This is a genomic window from Deltaproteobacteria bacterium (genome assembly GCA_019308925.1).
GTDB lineage: Bacteria > Desulfobacterota > B13-G15 > B13-G15 > RBG-16-54-18 > JAFDHG01.
The window spans coordinates 12,081-27,713 of sequence record JAFDHG010000055.1 but is presented as its reverse complement, the minus strand read 5'-3'; the positions used below and the strand labels follow the sequence as shown (position 1 = coordinate 27,713).

The 15,633-nt window shown below is 46.4% G+C and carries 16 protein-coding genes and 1 pseudogene; 16 read left to right on the top strand and 1 reads right to left on the bottom strand.

The features are described 5' to 3' along the window. On the bottom strand, positions 1 to 876 hold an 876-nt coding region (locus JRI46_09535; protein ID MBW2039822.1), incomplete at its 3' end, for a TRAP transporter substrate-binding protein. Between the two features lie 263 nt (positions 877 to 1,139). On the opposite strand from JRI46_09535, the gene JRI46_09530 reads away from it, so the two are divergent. The 16 genes and pseudogenes from JRI46_09530 to JRI46_09455 all read left to right on the top strand — a co-directional run bounded on the left by JRI46_09530 (position 1,140) and on the right by JRI46_09455 (position 15,548). Next, entirely contained in the window at positions 1,140 to 2,705 is a 1,566-nt protein-coding gene (locus tag JRI46_09530; GenBank protein MBW2039821.1) for an acyl--CoA ligase, read from the top strand. Positions 2,706 to 2,840: 135 nt separating this feature from the next. Beyond that, on the top strand, positions 2,841 to 3,530 hold the full coding sequence (gene rsmG / locus JRI46_09525) for a 16S rRNA (guanine(527)-N(7))-methyltransferase RsmG (protein MBW2039820.1): 690 nt from the start codon (positions 2,841 to 2,843) through the stop codon (positions 3,528 to 3,530). A gap of 91 nt (positions 3,531 to 3,621) precedes the next feature. Continuing rightward, the gene (locus tag JRI46_09520) at positions 3,622 to 4,398 is read left to right on the top strand and encodes an AAA family ATPase (GenBank protein ID MBW2039819.1); all 777 of its coding nucleotides are present in this window, start codon (positions 3,622 to 3,624) and stop codon (positions 4,396 to 4,398) included. Further along, positions 4,391 to 5,245: a ParB/RepB/Spo0J family partition protein gene (locus tag JRI46_09515; protein MBW2039818.1), complete on the top strand. Its 855-nt coding sequence runs from the start codon at positions 4,391 to 4,393 to the stop codon at positions 5,243 to 5,245. The genes JRI46_09520 and JRI46_09515 overlap by 8 nt, the downstream gene beginning before the upstream one ends. Before the next feature lie 33 nt (positions 5,246 to 5,278). Further along, positions 5,279 to 5,737: a polymer-forming cytoskeletal protein gene (locus tag JRI46_09510; GenBank protein ID MBW2039817.1), complete on the top strand. Its 459-nt coding sequence runs from the start codon at positions 5,279 to 5,281 to the stop codon at positions 5,735 to 5,737. Positions 5,738 to 5,977: 240 nt separating this feature from the next. Beyond that, positions 5,978 to 6,457, top strand: coding sequence for a Na+/H+ antiporter subunit E (locus JRI46_09505; protein ID MBW2039816.1), 480 nt, complete (start codon positions 5,978 to 5,980; stop codon positions 6,455 to 6,457). Beyond that, positions 6,458 to 6,724 (top strand): pH regulation protein F, encoded by a 267-nt coding sequence (locus tag JRI46_09500; GenBank protein ID MBW2039815.1) that lies wholly within the window; start codon positions 6,458 to 6,460, stop codon positions 6,722 to 6,724. It abuts the gene before it with no gap. Further along, on the top strand, positions 6,725 to 7,081 hold the full coding sequence (locus JRI46_09495; GenBank protein MBW2039814.1) for a monovalent cation/H(+) antiporter subunit G: 357 nt from the start codon (positions 6,725 to 6,727) through the stop codon (positions 7,079 to 7,081). Continuing rightward, complete coding sequence (locus JRI46_09490; protein MBW2039813.1) at positions 7,078 to 7,323, top strand: DUF4040 domain-containing protein; 246 nt, start codon at positions 7,078 to 7,080, stop codon at positions 7,321 to 7,323. The genes JRI46_09495 and JRI46_09490 overlap by 4 nt, the downstream gene beginning before the upstream one ends. Further along, positions 7,323 to 8,077, top strand: a pseudogene (locus JRI46_09485) (sodium:proton antiporter). Before JRI46_09490 ends, JRI46_09485 begins: the two are co-directional and overlap by 1 nt. Beyond that, positions 8,055 to 8,444, top strand: a complete 390-nt coding sequence (locus tag JRI46_09480; protein ID MBW2039812.1) for a cation:proton antiporter subunit C — start codon at positions 8,055 to 8,057, stop codon at positions 8,442 to 8,444. Before JRI46_09485 ends, JRI46_09480 begins: the two are co-directional and overlap by 23 nt. Beyond that, entirely contained in the window at positions 8,441 to 9,946 is a 1,506-nt protein-coding gene (locus JRI46_09475; GenBank protein ID MBW2039811.1) for a monovalent cation/H+ antiporter subunit D family protein, read from the top strand. Before JRI46_09480 ends, JRI46_09475 begins: the two co-directional genes overlap by 4 nt. A gap of 12 nt (positions 9,947 to 9,958) precedes the next feature. Then, positions 9,959 to 11,989: an NADH-quinone oxidoreductase subunit L gene (locus JRI46_09470; GenBank protein MBW2039810.1), complete on the top strand. Its 2,031-nt coding sequence runs from the start codon at positions 9,959 to 9,961 to the stop codon at positions 11,987 to 11,989. Then, the gene (locus JRI46_09465) at positions 11,989 to 13,485 is read left to right on the top strand and encodes an NADH dehydrogenase (protein ID MBW2039809.1); all 1,497 of its coding nucleotides are present in this window, start codon (positions 11,989 to 11,991) and stop codon (positions 13,483 to 13,485) included. The genes JRI46_09470 and JRI46_09465 overlap by 1 nt, the downstream gene beginning before the upstream one ends. A gap of 177 nt (positions 13,486 to 13,662) precedes the next feature. Beyond that, positions 13,663 to 14,892 carry a glycosyltransferase gene (locus JRI46_09460; protein ID MBW2039808.1) on the top strand — a complete coding sequence of 410 codons (1,230 nt, stop codon included), beginning with the start codon at positions 13,663 to 13,665 and terminating at the stop codon, positions 14,890 to 14,892. A gap of 437 nt (positions 14,893 to 15,329) precedes the next feature. Continuing rightward, positions 15,330 to 15,548 carry a NifU family protein gene (locus tag JRI46_09455; protein MBW2039807.1) on the top strand — a complete coding sequence of 73 codons (219 nt, stop codon included), beginning with the start codon at positions 15,330 to 15,332 and terminating at the stop codon, positions 15,546 to 15,548. Positions 15,549 to 15,633: the final 85 nt, after the last annotated feature.

Here is a 15,633-nt window from a genome sequence, read left to right as displayed (position 1 = left end):
GATCTTGTTGCCCAGGCTGAGGCTGAACTTTCTGCCTGCCGCATCGCTTGTGTCCCACGCCGCAGCATGCTTGTCGACCCACTCTGCACTGACCTCATCAAAGACCTTCTGGACATCCTTGGGCAGGGAGTCCCACTTCTTTTTGTTCATCGCGACGAAAAAGGCAGTGGTATAGCCGACACTGTAGCATTCGGTGGTATACTTGATCACCTCTCCCTGTTTCCACCCCTTCAGGACTTCCATGGGGCTGAAGGTGGCCTCCACCACCCCCTTCTGCAGGGCCTCATAGGTACCTCCCTGGGGCATGGCAACCGCTACACCGCCCAGGGCCTTTACCACCTTGGCACTTAAGCCGGTAGCGCGGACCTTCATTCCCTTGACATCCTCCATCTTGTAGACAGGCTTCTTGCTGTGCAGCAGTCCAGGGCCATGGGCATGGAGGTAAAGGAGCTTTACATCTGCAAGCTCTTTGGGTTTGTACTTCTTGTAAAAATCGTTAACGATAAAGGTAGCTGCACTTCCATTGGGATACCCCATAGGTAGGTCAATGGCCTCCATGGCCGGGAAGCGCCCGCGGGTATAGGCCAAGCAGGACATCCCGATATCGGCAACACCTTTCAAAACTCCACCATACATCTGACCCCCTTTGAGCAAGGCCCCGCCTGGGAAGTAGGTAATCTTCACCTTTCCATTGGTGCGCTTTTCTACCTCCTTTATCCAGTCCTGCCCAAGTTTGGCCTGAATATGTGTAGGTGGGAAGAAATTGGCGTAGGTGAGCTCTATCGGCTTTTGCGGGGCAGCATGGGCACTGAACAAAGGTAATATCACCAAGACCGAAACCAAAGAAATTACCAAAAATAATTTGCTACCTTTCATGGCTTGCCTCCTTTCTAGAGGAAGATTTAATGAAAGATCCCTCCTTAAAAAACACCCCCTTACAAAGATGACCACCTCCTTTCCATAATGGTATATTGGTAACCGTTTTTACCCTAGCTTAAAAAAATAAGCATGTCAAGCCAAAACCTGCTTTTTTAGGTATTGTATACAACACCCAAAAATAATATAATAATAAATATTGTTGTTTGACAACACCAAAGACTGTAGACTCACGGAAAGGAGGGTAAACAATGGGAATATCTATTCATCTTGGGGAGATGCTTTCGAGGAACGCCCGTTTGTATCCAAACAACCTCGCACTCATCGAACGGGTCCCAGCGGAAAACAAGAGGAGAGAAATCACATGGAAACAGCTCGATGAGTCGGCAAACTGTTTTGCAAACGCCTTAATGAAAAGGGGGATAAAGAAGGGAGATAAGGTCATCCATCTCATGATGAATTCCATAGATTGGTTGATAGCCTACTTTGGAATCATACGTACAGGGGCATGGGCGGTTCCGCTGAACTTTCGTTTCACCAGCAGCGACATAAAATACTGCGTCGATGTAGCTGAGCCTCAAGCGATGGTCTTCAGTGAGGAGTTCACTGATCGGATAGATGCCATAAAGGACGAAATGCCCACTATAGAACATTACATCTACGTGGGGAAGGAGCTGCCAGCATATGCAGAGCCCTTTGATAAAGTCCTGGAAGCCTCATCGCCCAGCCCTCCCAACGTCGAGATCGAGTATGAAGACCCCTGTGGTCTGTATTTTACCTCAGGCACTACTGGTACGCCCAAACCGATCCTCCTCACCCACAGGAACATGGTCTGCGCTTGTATAACGGAGAACGCCCACCACTATCAGACGAAACGAGATAATTTTATCCTCATCCCCCCCCTCTACCACACAGGGGCCAAAATGCACTGGTTTGGGAGCCTGATCGTGGGGGGGCGTGCGGTGATCCTGAAGGGTGTCTCTCCCGAGTGGATTTTGGAGGCAGTGAGCGAGGAAAAGGGGACCATCGTCTGGCTCCTCGTCCCGTGGGCCCAGGATATACTATTGAAGCTTGACAGTGGAGAACTGAAGCCGGAAGATTATGATCTCAGCCAATGGCGGCTCATGCATATAGGTGCTCAACCTGTCCCTCCTTCGCTTGTGAAACACTGGAAAGAGTACTTCCCAAACATGGCCTATGACACCAACTATGGTTTGAGCGAGTCCACAGGGCCTGGCTGTGTACATCTTGGCATAGAGAATGAACATAAGGTCGGCGCGATCGGTTTGCCTGGCTTCAACTGGGAAACACAAATAGTAGATACGGATGGTAACCCCATCCCACTAGGGGAGGTTGGAGAATTGGTTGTTCGAGGTGATGGGGTTATGAGAGAATACTATAAGAACCCAGCAGCAACCGCAGATGCCTTAAGAGAAGGGTGGCTGTATACGGGGGACATGGCCCGACAGGACGAGGATGGATTCATCTTTCTGGTTGACAGGAAGAAGGATGTCATCATCTCCGGAGGAGAGAATATCTTCCCTGTAGAGGTAGAGGACTTCTTGCATACCAACCAGAAGGTAAAGGATGTCGCAGCAATCGGTTACCCGGATGAACGGTTAGGTGAGATCTTGACGGTCGTCATAGAGGTGGTGCCAGGCCAGGCCTTGACAGAGGAGGAGGTCCTTGAGTTCTGTGAGACTCTGCCTCGATACAAAAGGCCGAGGAAAATCCTTTTTGGGGAGATCCCGCGCAATCCGACGGGCAAGATAGAGAAACCAAAGCTGAGGAACAAGTACATCGGCACCAAAGGTGCATTCAAGGCTTAACAACGGTGGGTGACAGAATGAGAACGTACTGGAATGAGGAGGGGGGAACCCATCTATAAGATATAAGGGTTTTAAAGAGGGGATAATTGGATAATATGGCGGTGGAGGCAGGGATCTACTCCCTGGGGAAGGAGGATGCAGAGCCTTAAAGACATATTGCTCAGAGGGGCCGAGGAGATCGGGGTGGCCTTGACCGCCCAGAATGTAGAAAGCTACCTTTATTATATTGAGGAATTAAAGAGGTGGAATCAAAAGGTCAACCTCACCGCCTTAAAGGGAGATCTGGAGATAGGGGTGAAACATTTCTTGGACTCCTTCACCGTTGCCCCTTACCTACAAGGGGCGAAAAAGGTCTTGGATATAGGGGCGGGGGCAGGATTCCCCGGCCTGCCCTTGAAGATTTTATTCCCCTCTATCGAGTTGCTGCTATTAGAGGCCTCCCAAAAGAAGGTCTTCTTCCTGCGACATATAGCCAGGGGGTTAAGGCTAGAAGGGGTGGAGGCCGTCCATGGCCGGGCGCAGAAAAGGGAGATCATTGGGAGATACGCCAGGGGTTTTGACCTGGTCATCTCACGGGCTGTGGCAGATCTGCCGACATTCCTGCAACTGGCCCTCCCCTATACTAAAGAGGGAGGATTCATCTTGGGGATGAGGGGAAAGAGGGGGCAGGAGGAGCTACAGGGGCTGGATTGCGAGAAATTAGGTCTGCGCCTGATCGAGGTGAAGAAATTGACCCTGCCCTTTATGCGAGAGAGCAGGATCCTCCTTTACTTTCAATTCTCCGAGTACCTAACCCCGGCAGCTCTAAGGTACTTTAATCAATAAAGCTACCGAAATTTCCCCTTTTCAAAGGGATGTGTTTATGATAATTAACGAAAAAAGAGGGCCTTTCTAATCAAGAGGGCTGCTCCTGGACATGGGGAAGGTCATAAGTATCGCTAATCAAAAGGGAGGGGTGGGGAAGACGACCACGGCGGTAAACCTCTCCGCTTCTTTGGCCATTGCCAAGGTAAGGACCCTCTTGTTAGACGCCGATCCCCAAGGGAATTCCTCAAGTGGGGTGGGATATGGCAAGGAGGATATAAGAGAAAATCTCTATCACGCCTTGATAGAAGAGGTGAGCATCCGAGAGATCATCAGAGACACCGAGATCCCGTATTTGAAGATAGTCACGGCCAACACCGACCTTATCGGGGCGGAGATCGAGTTGATCAATGAGATAGCCAGGGAGAAGAAACTAAAGGAGGTCTTGAGGGAGGTGGTGCCCGAATACGACTTCATCTTTATCGACTGTCCTCCATCTTTGGGACTCCTCACGGTAAATTCTCTGACTGCCGCTCACTCCGTCCTCATCCCCCTGCAATGTGAATATTATGCCATGGAGGGATTGACTCAACTGCTAAAGACCATCGGGCTTGTAAAGAAACATCTCAATCCCAATCTGCAGATTGAGGGGATATTGCTCACCATGTACGATGTGAGAAACAACCTCTCCCAGCAGGTGGCTGAGGAGGTAAAGTCCCACTTCAAGGGGAAGGTCTTTTCTACCATCATCCCGAGAAACATCAGGTTGAGTGAAGCACCCAGCTATGGAAAACCGGTGATTCTATACGATGCCTACTCCAAGGGGGCACAAAGCTACATCGAATTGGCAAAAGAGATCCTCAAAAACGGGAAGGGGAACCATGGCTAAACGGGTAGCCTTAGGAAAGGGGTTGGGGGCCCTATTCCCCGAAATGGAAAAGGGGGAAAGGGGAAACCTCCTCTTATGTGATGTTAATGAACTCCATCCCAACCCTTGGCAACCAAGGAGGCTACTCCCAGATGAGGGTATAGAGGAACTTGCTCAGTCCATAAGAGAAAAGGGGATATTACAACCCCTAGTGGTGCGCAAAAAGGGGGGGGAATACGAAATCATTGTGGGGGAGAGGAGGTGGCGGGCGGCCCAAAGGGTGGGTCTAAAAAGAATCCCCATCCTCCTCAAAGAGGCCACCGATCAGGAGGCCATCGAGATGGCCCTGATAGAAAACCTCCAGCGAGAGGACCTAAACCCCCTAGAGGAGGCAGAGGCGTATCAGCGGCTGATCAGGGAATTCGCTTATACCCAAGAGGCCCTGGCCCAGCGGATTTGCAAGGATAGGTCTTCTGTGGCCAACACCCTGCGTTTGTTGAAGCTTCCCGACGAGGCCAAAGGTGCCTTGGAAAGAAATGAGATCACCATGGGCCATGCCCGGGCCCTTCTGGCCTTGAGAAACGAAAGGGAGCAGATCTCCTTTTGTCGAAGGATCGTGAAAAAGGGGCTCTCGGTTCGGGAGACAGAGGAGGGGGTGAGGCGCCTCCTGGCACCAGAGGTGAGAAAACCTGCCAGGGAAGAGGGGACTCTGGAGATAGAATCGCTCCGGGAGGAGTTGCGTCGCCTTTTGAAGACCCAAGTGAGGATCAAAATGAGAGGGGATAGGGGGACAATCGAGATCGAGTTCTATTCCTTGAACGATCTGGAAAGGATCTTAGAGGTCATCAGGGGAGTTGATAGACTATAACTGACATAGATCTGCGTGAGGAGGACAATTCAAATGTGGAAAAAAGAAGGAAAGGTAATGGATTCTCTGGGGCGGGGGGAGGTAAATGCCTTCTTGGGGGGTGAGACCTCCTTTGATGGCAAATTGAGCTATAGCGGGGCGGTGAGGCTGGATGGCCGTTTCAAAGGTGAAATCCACAGCGAGGACATATTGGTCGTGGGGGAGACAGCAAAGATCGAGGGGAAGATCAACGTAGGGGCCGCCATCATCCAAGGGGAGGTGGTGGGCAATATAACCGCCAAGGAAAAGGTGGAGCTCCAACACCCCGGAAGGGTGATCGGGGATATAACCACCCCTTCCATCATAATCGATGATGGGGCAATATTCGAGGGAAATTGCAAGATGAAAGAAAGGAAAAAGGAAGAGAGGAAGGATGAAAGAGGGGTAGGTCCTTTTCCGCGGAAAAAAGAGACCGAGGTCAAAGAAGAAAAAACGGAGGAGGGAACCCAATGACTTAGTACCTTAGAGTCCCCTCTTTCTTCAACCGAACAAGAGAATATAGGCAAAGAGAAAGATAACATCCAAAAATACTCCCAGATCCATGTGTTTCTCGCCATCCTCCATTGATACAGCTCGGAACTCTATATAGAAAGGGTGCCGGGCGTAAAAATTTTAATCATTACAAAAGAGAAATTAAAAGTTCATCCTCAAGGTTGACAGAAATATACTTAACTTATGCACAGGAGGATACGGATGGCCTTTATCGTCACTTTTAGTATCCTTTTTGTTTTCTGGATCTTTATCTCTGGGCACCTCGACTGGTGGCATCTTTCATGGGGCGTGCTTTGTTGCGCTTTAGTGGCCTATATCTCTCATGACTTTCTGTTTAAGGACATCCGGTCGAAGGGTAAGATCAAGGAAACAATAAATTTTATCAAATATATTCCTTGGCTTTTATATCAAATTATACGAGCGAACATTTATATTGCCTATCTTGCCCTCCATCCCAGGATGCCGAAATTGATCGATCCCCATATCATTAGGTTCAAAACCAAACTCAAGAAGGACCTTTCGCTGGTCACATTTGCCAATTCCATTACCCTTACACCGGGGACTATCACCGTGCTCATTAAAGATGGCTACTTTTATGTGCATGCCATAGATAGAACTGTGGCAGAGGCCTTACCAGGGAAAATGGAAGATCGGATATACTCATTGTACATGGAGGATTAGATGGAAAACTTCTTCTTGGCCGCTGCCCTTGCCTTATGTGTTCTTATCTTTCTTTCTCTGTATAGGGCGGTATTTGGACCTACGGTATTTGACAGGATCATCGGTGCTGGGTTTATTGGCACCAAGACGATCATCCTTTTAGTGCTTATGGGATTTATTTATAAACGGATTGATATGTTTATAGATCTGGCACTGGCTTATTCTATCTTGAACTTCATCGCCACCCTGATCGTCTCTAAGTACTTTATCAGGAAAGGAGCTAAATAAATGGTTATTGTAGAAACGATATTTATGGTGGCAGGCCTCTTCTTCTTTACCACAGCTACGATCGGGTTTTTGCGTTTTCCTGACTTTTACATGAGGATGCATGCCACAGCAAAGGGTGACACCTTAGGAACATTACTTTTCGTTATAGGCCTTGCCTTATACTATCTGCATCATGGATTTTGCTGGTTAGATGCCGTTCAAGGTATAAAGCTGATATTTATTGCCGTCTTCTGGTTTTTAGCCAGTCCTACAGCCACCCATGCATTGCTGAGGTCTGCATTTGAATCTGATCTTACACCCTGGACTAAGGACGGAAAGGCCGTTATAGAGTGGCCACCGAAAAGGAGGGGAAAATGATCTGGCAATTAAACCTTGTGTTGTTACCTTTTGCACTTATAGCCGCTGTAACTGCTATAAGTGTAAAGGATCTCCTCAGTGCTGTCGTACTCCTTGGTGCCTTCAGCTTTTTTATGTGCCTGCTCTGGGCGGAGATGGGGGCAGTAGATGTCGCCTTCACCGAGGCCGCGATAGGGGCAGGGGTCAACACCGCCTTCTTTATTGCCGCCGTTTATAAGACTACCAGGAGGACAAAAGATTGATGAAGAAGCTTGTGGGTATTTTGATTGCGTTGGTTGCACTTATTGTATTGTTGTATGGGGTAAAGGATTTCCCTAAATGGGCTGATCCCAATCAGCCGGCCAGTGTCCATGTTTCACCGCGGTATATTGAAAGGGCTGTCGATGAGACGGGTGTCCCCAACGTGGTTACTGCTGTGCTCGCTGATTACAGAGGTTATGACACCCTTTTTGAGACCGCTGTCATCTTTACGGCAGGTATTGCAGTTCTCATGCTTTTGAGGAGGACTATGAAATGATAAGAAAACAAGAGGATGTTATCATCCAAACCATCTGTAGACTCTTGATCCCTTTCATGCAAGTTTATAGCCTTTATGTCCTCGCCCATGGCCATGGCAGCCCTGGAGGAGGTTTTCAAGGAGGTTGTATCCTCGCTGCAAGTTTCATCCTTATGGTCATTGCCTATGATCTAAATGAGGCAAAGAGGCGTTTTGCAGAGAAACTCGATGTTATATTTTGCAGTCTCGGGGTATTCATCTTTGCTGGGATAGGGTGGCTCTGTTTGCTCTTGGGAGGGAATTTTCTGGACTATGGGAAATTGAGCAAGATCCTTCCCATTGACCCTGTGATGGCCAGATACTATGGCATAGCTGCAATAGAAACAGGGATCCAGATTACAGTCATGGCCATCATGGTTTCTATTTTCCTTAATTTGGTAACCGGTGGGAAGCATGAAGAGGCCGCGGAGGAAGAAGATGCTGGAAGTAATAGTAAGTAAATACAATTACTGGATTTTTGCCATTTTGCTCATTGTTGGCTTGTATAGCATGATGGCAAAAAACAATCTCATGAAGAAATTGATAGGGATGAATATCTTTCAATGGGCCATAATTCTTTTTTTTATCTCCGTTGGGGCTAAAAGAGGCGGAACTGTACCTATTATTGCTGGGGTACTTGGGGATAGAGGTCATGAGATTGTTGTCAATGCAACGGAGTATGTAAATCCATTACCCCATGCCCTCATGCTGACCGCCATTGTCGTCGGTATTGCGACAACTGGTATTGCCCTTGCCTTACTGGTTGCCATCCATAGAAGATATAACACAATAGAAGAAGATGAAATCATAGAAGAGTTAAAGAAGTGATTTCAGAACAATTGCCAGTCCTGATTGTTGTTACCCCTTTGATTCTGTCTTTTGTTGTGAATGTAGTGGGGTTGTGGAACAAGAAGTTCTGCTACCCCATGGTCTTGCTCGCCCTCTCTGCATGTCTGGTCTTCTCCGGTGGCATTCTTGATGTGGTCATAACGCAGGGCAAGCCTATTCACTATTACCTGGGCGGCTGGAAACCTCCCTGGGGTATTGCATATTTCATAGACCACCTCAGCGCCTATATGGCCGTTATCATAGCGGCCATTGCCTTGATCGTGGCCATCTATTCAAAAAGGAGTGTTGAGCAAGAAATACCCGAAAATAAAATTCCTCAACTTTATACCCTCTTTCTTTTAAATATTACCGGTCTGTTGGGTATCACGGTTACTGGTGACTTGTTTAACCTCTATGTGCTACTAGAAATTACCTCCTTTTCTGCTTATGCCCTTATAGCCATAGGGGAAAAGGGGGCGCTCATTGCCAGTTTTCGATATGTTGTTATGGGTACAATTGGTGCTTGTTTTTATTTATTGGGCGTGAGTTTCATCTATATAATGACTGGTTCACTCAATATGGCTGATGTAAGTCAAATACTGCCTCATCTTTACCAATCTAAGGTTGTACTTATGGCCTTTACTTTTCTCATCATAGGGATAGCTATAAAAATGGCACTTTACCCTCTACATGCATGGCTCCCAGATGCCTATACCCATGCCCCCTCAGCGATTAGTGCATTGATTGCCCCTACAATGACTAAAGTAGGATGCTACGTTTTGATAAGAATTATGTTCTATGTGTTTGAACCTCACTTCTCTATAGAGTTGATACCAATAACTACTATACTTGGTTGGATAGCCGTCATTGCTATGATTGTCGGCTCTCTCTATGCTATAGCTCAGAATGATTTAAAGAGGATGCTCGCCTACTCTACTGTGGCCCAGATAGGGTATATCGTTATGGGAATAGCACTGGCAAACAAAGCCGGTCTTACTGGTTCTCTCCTCCATATCCTCAATGAAGCCTCCACTAAAGGATGTTTGTTCCTCGTAGCAGGGGCAATCATGTATAAAATGAGAATGCGGAATATTAATCAACTTAAACATTTATTTTGGAAGATGCCATTCACTATGATTGCCTTTACTATCGCTGCCCTTTCCATGATAGGGATACCACCTACCTGCGGCTTTTTTAGTAAATTGTATTTGCTTTTGGGAGCAATTGATGCCAAGCAATGGGTTTTTGTGGCAGCTCTATTGATAAGCACTATCCTTTGCGTTGTTTATTTCTTCAACGTCATAAAGTATACGTTCTTTGAACCATCTGAACCAGCTTACGCCTATGATGGAGGAAGTCGCGAGACAACGAATATCGATGAAGTTACTTTAAGCATGCTTATTCCTATATGGATTACGGCTATAGGTATAGTGTTACTGGGTATTTTTAGCGGGAAGATTATTTCTACGGTGCTTAAATTTACCATCCCAACGGGTTTCTAAGAGGAAGATGATTTGAATATTCTGTCTGCTTGGTTATGCATAGCTTTTCCCGTAATTGGCGTGCTTGTAACCCCTCTTCTAGCCAAGGTGCATCATAAATTGAGAGATTACGGAGCGGTGTTTTTCTCCTTCCTTGCAGCCTTGGCCGGTCTGAAACTTATAACATATCTATTTGATCCCTCAAAATTACCGATAGAGAGTGCTGTTGTATGGCTGAGTTTTCCTATCGAGGTAAAATTTGGTGTCTTGGTAGATCCTCTGAGTATCATTCTGGCAAATGTAGTTGCGGTGATAAGTTTCTTTATCATGGTCTATTCCTTAGGGTATATGAAGGGTGATCCTTCCTCAACACGGTATTGGATGTTGATGAACCTCTTTATTGGAAGCATGCTCCTTCTCGTTTTGTCCAATAATTTATTATTTCTCTTTGTCGGGTGGAAAATGGTGGGTCTGTGTAGCTATGCACTAATAGGCTTTTACTATAAAGACGAAGAGGAACACTGGATAGGCGGACCTCCCCCTACAAAATACTGCACGCCTTCTCATGCAGGCTTAAAGGCACTAATCGTGACCTCAGCGGGTGATGTTTTGCTTTTGGGTGGAATTTTAATAGTCTTCTTCTATTCTGGAACCTTAAACCTTTTGGAACTCTATAAGACTTCATCCGAATGGATACCAGAAATGACTAAGTTCCCAGGAATAATCATATTGACGAGCTTCCTCCTCCTTGCAGGCCCTGCTGGTAAGTCTGCCCAATTCCCATTCCATGAGTGGCTCCCCGAGGCAATGGCAGGTCCCACTCCTGTTTCAGCCTTGATTCACGCAGCAACAATGGTTAAAAGTGGCGTATATTTAGTTGCTCGATTTGTGCCTATATTTTATTATGCTTATTGGGTAGTTGGATGCAAGGAAGCATCTCTCTTTTTCTTTTTGACGGCCTGGATAGGTGTCATTACAGCCTTTTTGGCAGCTACCCAAGGTATGGTTTCTCTAGAATTAAAAAAGGCCTTGGCATATTCTACGGTTAGTCAGATAGGTTACATGTGGCTCGGTTTAGGGGTGGCCGGACTGACTCCATTTCTATTAATAGAAGGCCTTACATCGGGAATATTTCATCTAATGAGCCATGCCCTATTTAAAGCCTGCCTCTTCCTTTGTGCTGGTTCAGTCCTTCATGCCGCCCACTCCATTTATATGCATGAAATGGGTGGCTTGAAAAAGTCCATGCCTTTTACGTGGATTTTCATGTCAATCGCGGCTCTGTCGTTAATGGGGGTCCCTCCTTTTCCTGGTTTCTGGAGTAAAGATGCGATCCTTCTCTCATGTTTAAAAACCCATAATTATCCACTCTTCTTTCCTGCTTTGATTACTGTAATTTTGACCTCTTTTTATACAGCCCGCTTCATGGGAATGATTTTTTATGGGCCAGAAAGTAATAATATAGAAAATTTAAAACGAAAAGGGGGCCACTTTGGTGACGGTTACCCCTCAATGTGGCTCGCCTGCGGTAGCTTGGCGGTCGCTATTGTTTTCATTGGCCTATTCGGTCCAAAGGTAGAGCACCTTTTGCGAGAGGGGTTTGAATATACGCTGGTGAAAGAGCATCATTTACCCATTGCACATGCAAACACATATTCTTCCTCGCATCTATCGGTCCCTCTTTTGTCCGCAGCTTTTTTAGTGATAGGTGCTATGCCTGCCTATTTATTGTATATAGCACGTAAACTAAACCCTAAGGTCATATTAGAAAAGCACCCAAAACTGAAAATATTGCACAAATTCTTTTGGAACAGGTGGTATATAGACAGTTTTTATTACAGGTTTTTTGTAGGTGGAACAAAGAATGTCTCTGATTTGGTACCTGCATATATCGAAGACCCCTTAGATGGGACATATCATAGGTGGATTCCCTCTCTCCCCAAGATATTCTATGATTGGCTGAAGGAATTTCGGACAGAGAGTAGACAACTATTTTATAACGTAGCATACATCCTCATCTTCCTTGTTTGCCTTCTTTTTCTGATACTAGGAAGGATAAGGTAATGTCGCACGTGCTCCTTCAAACAATCATAGTGCCGGTTATTGCCTCTTTATTGATCCTCCTAAGCAGACCAAAAACTGGTTGGAAGGCAGGCTGGATAGCAGCATTTAGTCTTTTGTATACGAGTATCCTTCTTTGCCTGGCAGGCATTAAAATTTATCAAGGTACAACGGTCTATGAGGAATATCCATTTGTTGGCATCCATATGAAGCTTGATCTTCTGGCCGATGGCCTCAGTCTTCCCGTTGCACTAATAATAAATCTGATATGCACTGCTCTTGCATTTTACTCGATACACTATGTAGAGCATCGAGTGGATATATTATATAGTGAAGCGGATAAGGACACAAGACTTAAGTACTATACAAGATACTTTATTTTGTATCTCCTCTTTCCTACAGGCTTTGCCGGTGTCTGTTTTACAACAAATTTGTTGGCCATGTATTTCTTCTTGGAGCTGTTACCCATTCCTCTTTACTTCATAATGGCTTATTTTGGCTATATAGACCGTGTTAGAGTTGCCCTCATGTGCTTGCTATGGGGGGTTATAGGAGCAAGCCTTTTCCTTGTAGGATCTTTATTAGCTTATTTTCAGACAGGTAGTTTTCAAATTTCGGAGTTGCATACTCTTGTAGGAAACCCAATGACTGTTTGGATTATCCTTTTATTCCTTCTTTGTTTATCTACTAAATTGGCAATATTCCCACTTCATGTTTGGATGCCGTGGGTTCATGCAGAACACCCCACATGTATCGCTGGGTTGCTTGCGGTTTATGCAAATCTAGGAGCCTATATACTTGTTAGAATTATCATTTTGCCCATTCATGCAGATTTCAAGGTATTCTCTATACCTCTCATGATAATGGTCCTCGTAACCATGGTATACGGCTCTCTTCTTGCCATGGCTCAAACTGATGTAAAGCGACTTGCTGCTTGTTCAACCATAAGTCAGATATCATATTCTATCCTTGGATTAGCTGCGGCAACAACTGTAAGTATTGAAGGGGGAATGTTCTTCTTCCTGAGTCACATCATGGGCAAAACTATCTTTTTCTCAACCGCAGGCATACTGGTCTATGTAACAGGGATTAGGGATATGCGACAAATGGGTGGGCTTGCATCTAAAATGCCCATAACCGCTCTACTCTGGATAATGGGCTCAATGATGCTTTCAGGCTTTCCACCCTTTAGCAGTTTTGCAGCAGAATGGATCATGTTCACAGGTATCTTCAAATTTGGAGTATATACAGTTCCCGTTGGACTGATCATTGCGCTTCTGGGTGTTTCTGCAATCATATTAACAATTAGTTATACATTCTGGTCTGCGAAAAAAATATTCTTTGGTCCCTTGAGGTCTCATTTATCAAAAAGTGACATTAAGGATCCTCCATTAACAATGAGTATCCCACTTCTCCTCTTGGCTCTTACATCACTCATCCTATGTGTATATCCTAAACTTATTATGGATATTTTCCACAATGTGATAGGGAAATTATAGCGGGGTTGTTCATGACAACGGTTTTTAAAGACAAATTCCTATCGTGTCCGGCTTTGAGGCCTTAAAGGAACATGGCCGTCATGACACCAGGCACTGAGCTATGCCGCCGAGAAGATACCGAACGACTGTTGTAAGCGCATGGTTTCAGATAATACATAATGTTTTGAAAGGAGCTTAATGATGAAACATCAAAAAATGGTTCAAGTCGAAGACTATGAACAGTTCGTCGGAGCGGAAACGATCGAGCGCATTAGAGATAAAGCAAAGCCACTCCAGGACCTCCATGTGGCCAATGTAAATTCGACCTACTATGGGGGTGGTGTGGCGGAGATATTGTCATCGCTGACGCTTTTGATGAACAGCCTGGGTATCAAGACGGGATGGAGGTTGATTCAAGGAGCACCAGATTTCTTCAGCATCACCAAAAAGATGCACAATGCCCTGCAAGGAGGGGAGATCAATTTGAGCGAACGGAAGATGCAAATTTACGAGGACATCATCTATCAAAATGCCATTCGAAACCACCTGGATAACCACAATATGGTCATTATCCACGACCCCCAACCCCTTCCCATGATCAATCACTATAAGAAGAGCGGCCCCTGGGTCTGGCGCTGCCACGTCGACCTGACGAACCTGAACCATGAACTGTGGAACTACTTGGCTCCGTTCGTAGAAAAATATGACGCGGTGATTGTTACCCTCAAAGAATACATGCAAAAACTTAAGACGCCACAGGTGTGCTTCATGCCAGCGATCGATCCCTTCTCCATCAAGAACCGAGAAATGAGCGAAGCTGAGGTCAGTGAGCGGCTGGATCACTATAACATCCCCACGGACCTGCCACTGGTAGTGCAGATCTCCCGCTTTGATCGCTGGAAGGATCCAGGGGGTGTCATTCGGGCATTCAAACTGGCAAGAAAGGATGTAGACTGCACGCTCGTGCTGCTCGGCAATGTGGCCACAGACGACCCGGAAGGCCCAAGGGTGTACGAATCGCTGCTTGACCAACAGGATGAGCGTGTCATCATCCTCAGCCATCAGGACTCGGCGCTGGTGAACGTACTACAGCGCAGGGCGGCCGTTGTGCTGCAAAAGTCCATCCGCGAAGGTTTTGGCCTAACGGTTACTGAGGCCATGTGGAAAGGTACTGCCGTTATCGGAGGCAACGTCGGTGGAATCCGTTACCAGATCAAGGATGGCGTGAATGGGTTCCTGGTCTCATCTGTTGAGGAAGCAGCAGAGAGGATTGTCCAGTTGGTCAAGGATGAGAAACTGCGGAAGCAACTGGGACAAAAGGCGAAGGAGACCGTGAGGGAAAGATTTCTGCTGACGCGCTACCTGGAACAATACCTTGACCTCTTCAGCTCTTTTGAGACGATCTACCGGTTAACCAATAGCAAATAAAAATTAGAAATGAAGGTTCTCCTCCCATTTAGTTGGTGAAATTGAGAGGATTCAAGGGCTTAAAATGCAGGGGTCTAGGATTCAAGGGTTCTAGTGATGTGCCTATGGCACATCACTCTGGGGGTGAGGCCCCCTGAAAAAAACGACTGGAGGTCGTTTACTCGACCACTGGACCCGCTCGGCTGTCTTCGACCCTGAGACTTCAGCGTGAGCTCAGTCGAACGCTCAGACCGAAGGGAGCTCGCCGCAAGCCCTTGGCCCCTGGAACCCTGTATCTATTGACCCCTAGAACCCTTCATTATGAATCCTTGAATCCTTTTTTGACAACTTTTTTGGATCTTTAAAATAAATTTGGGGAATGTCCTGCTCTTTATTTGTATTGACATCCCCAGAGGTAAATGGTTATAAAAAAATCAAAAAAATAAAAGGAGAAGGATATGCGGGAAAAGGTAGAAGAGGTATTGAAAAAGGTCAGGCCGGCCCTGCAGGCAGACGGTGGAGATATAGAGTTGGTGGACGTGGAAGATGGAGTGGTAAAGGTCAGGCTTACGGGGGCCTGTGCAGGTTGCCCTATGTCCACCATGACCCTAAAGATGGGCGTAGAGCGGATCTTGAAGGAGCAGATCCCGGAGCTAAAAAAAGTGGAGGCCCTTTAGACGATATGAAATCCGGAGTTCCCCCCTGAGCAACATGAAGAGGATATCCCTTAGTGCCCCGGCCAAGGTAAACCTCAGGCTAGAA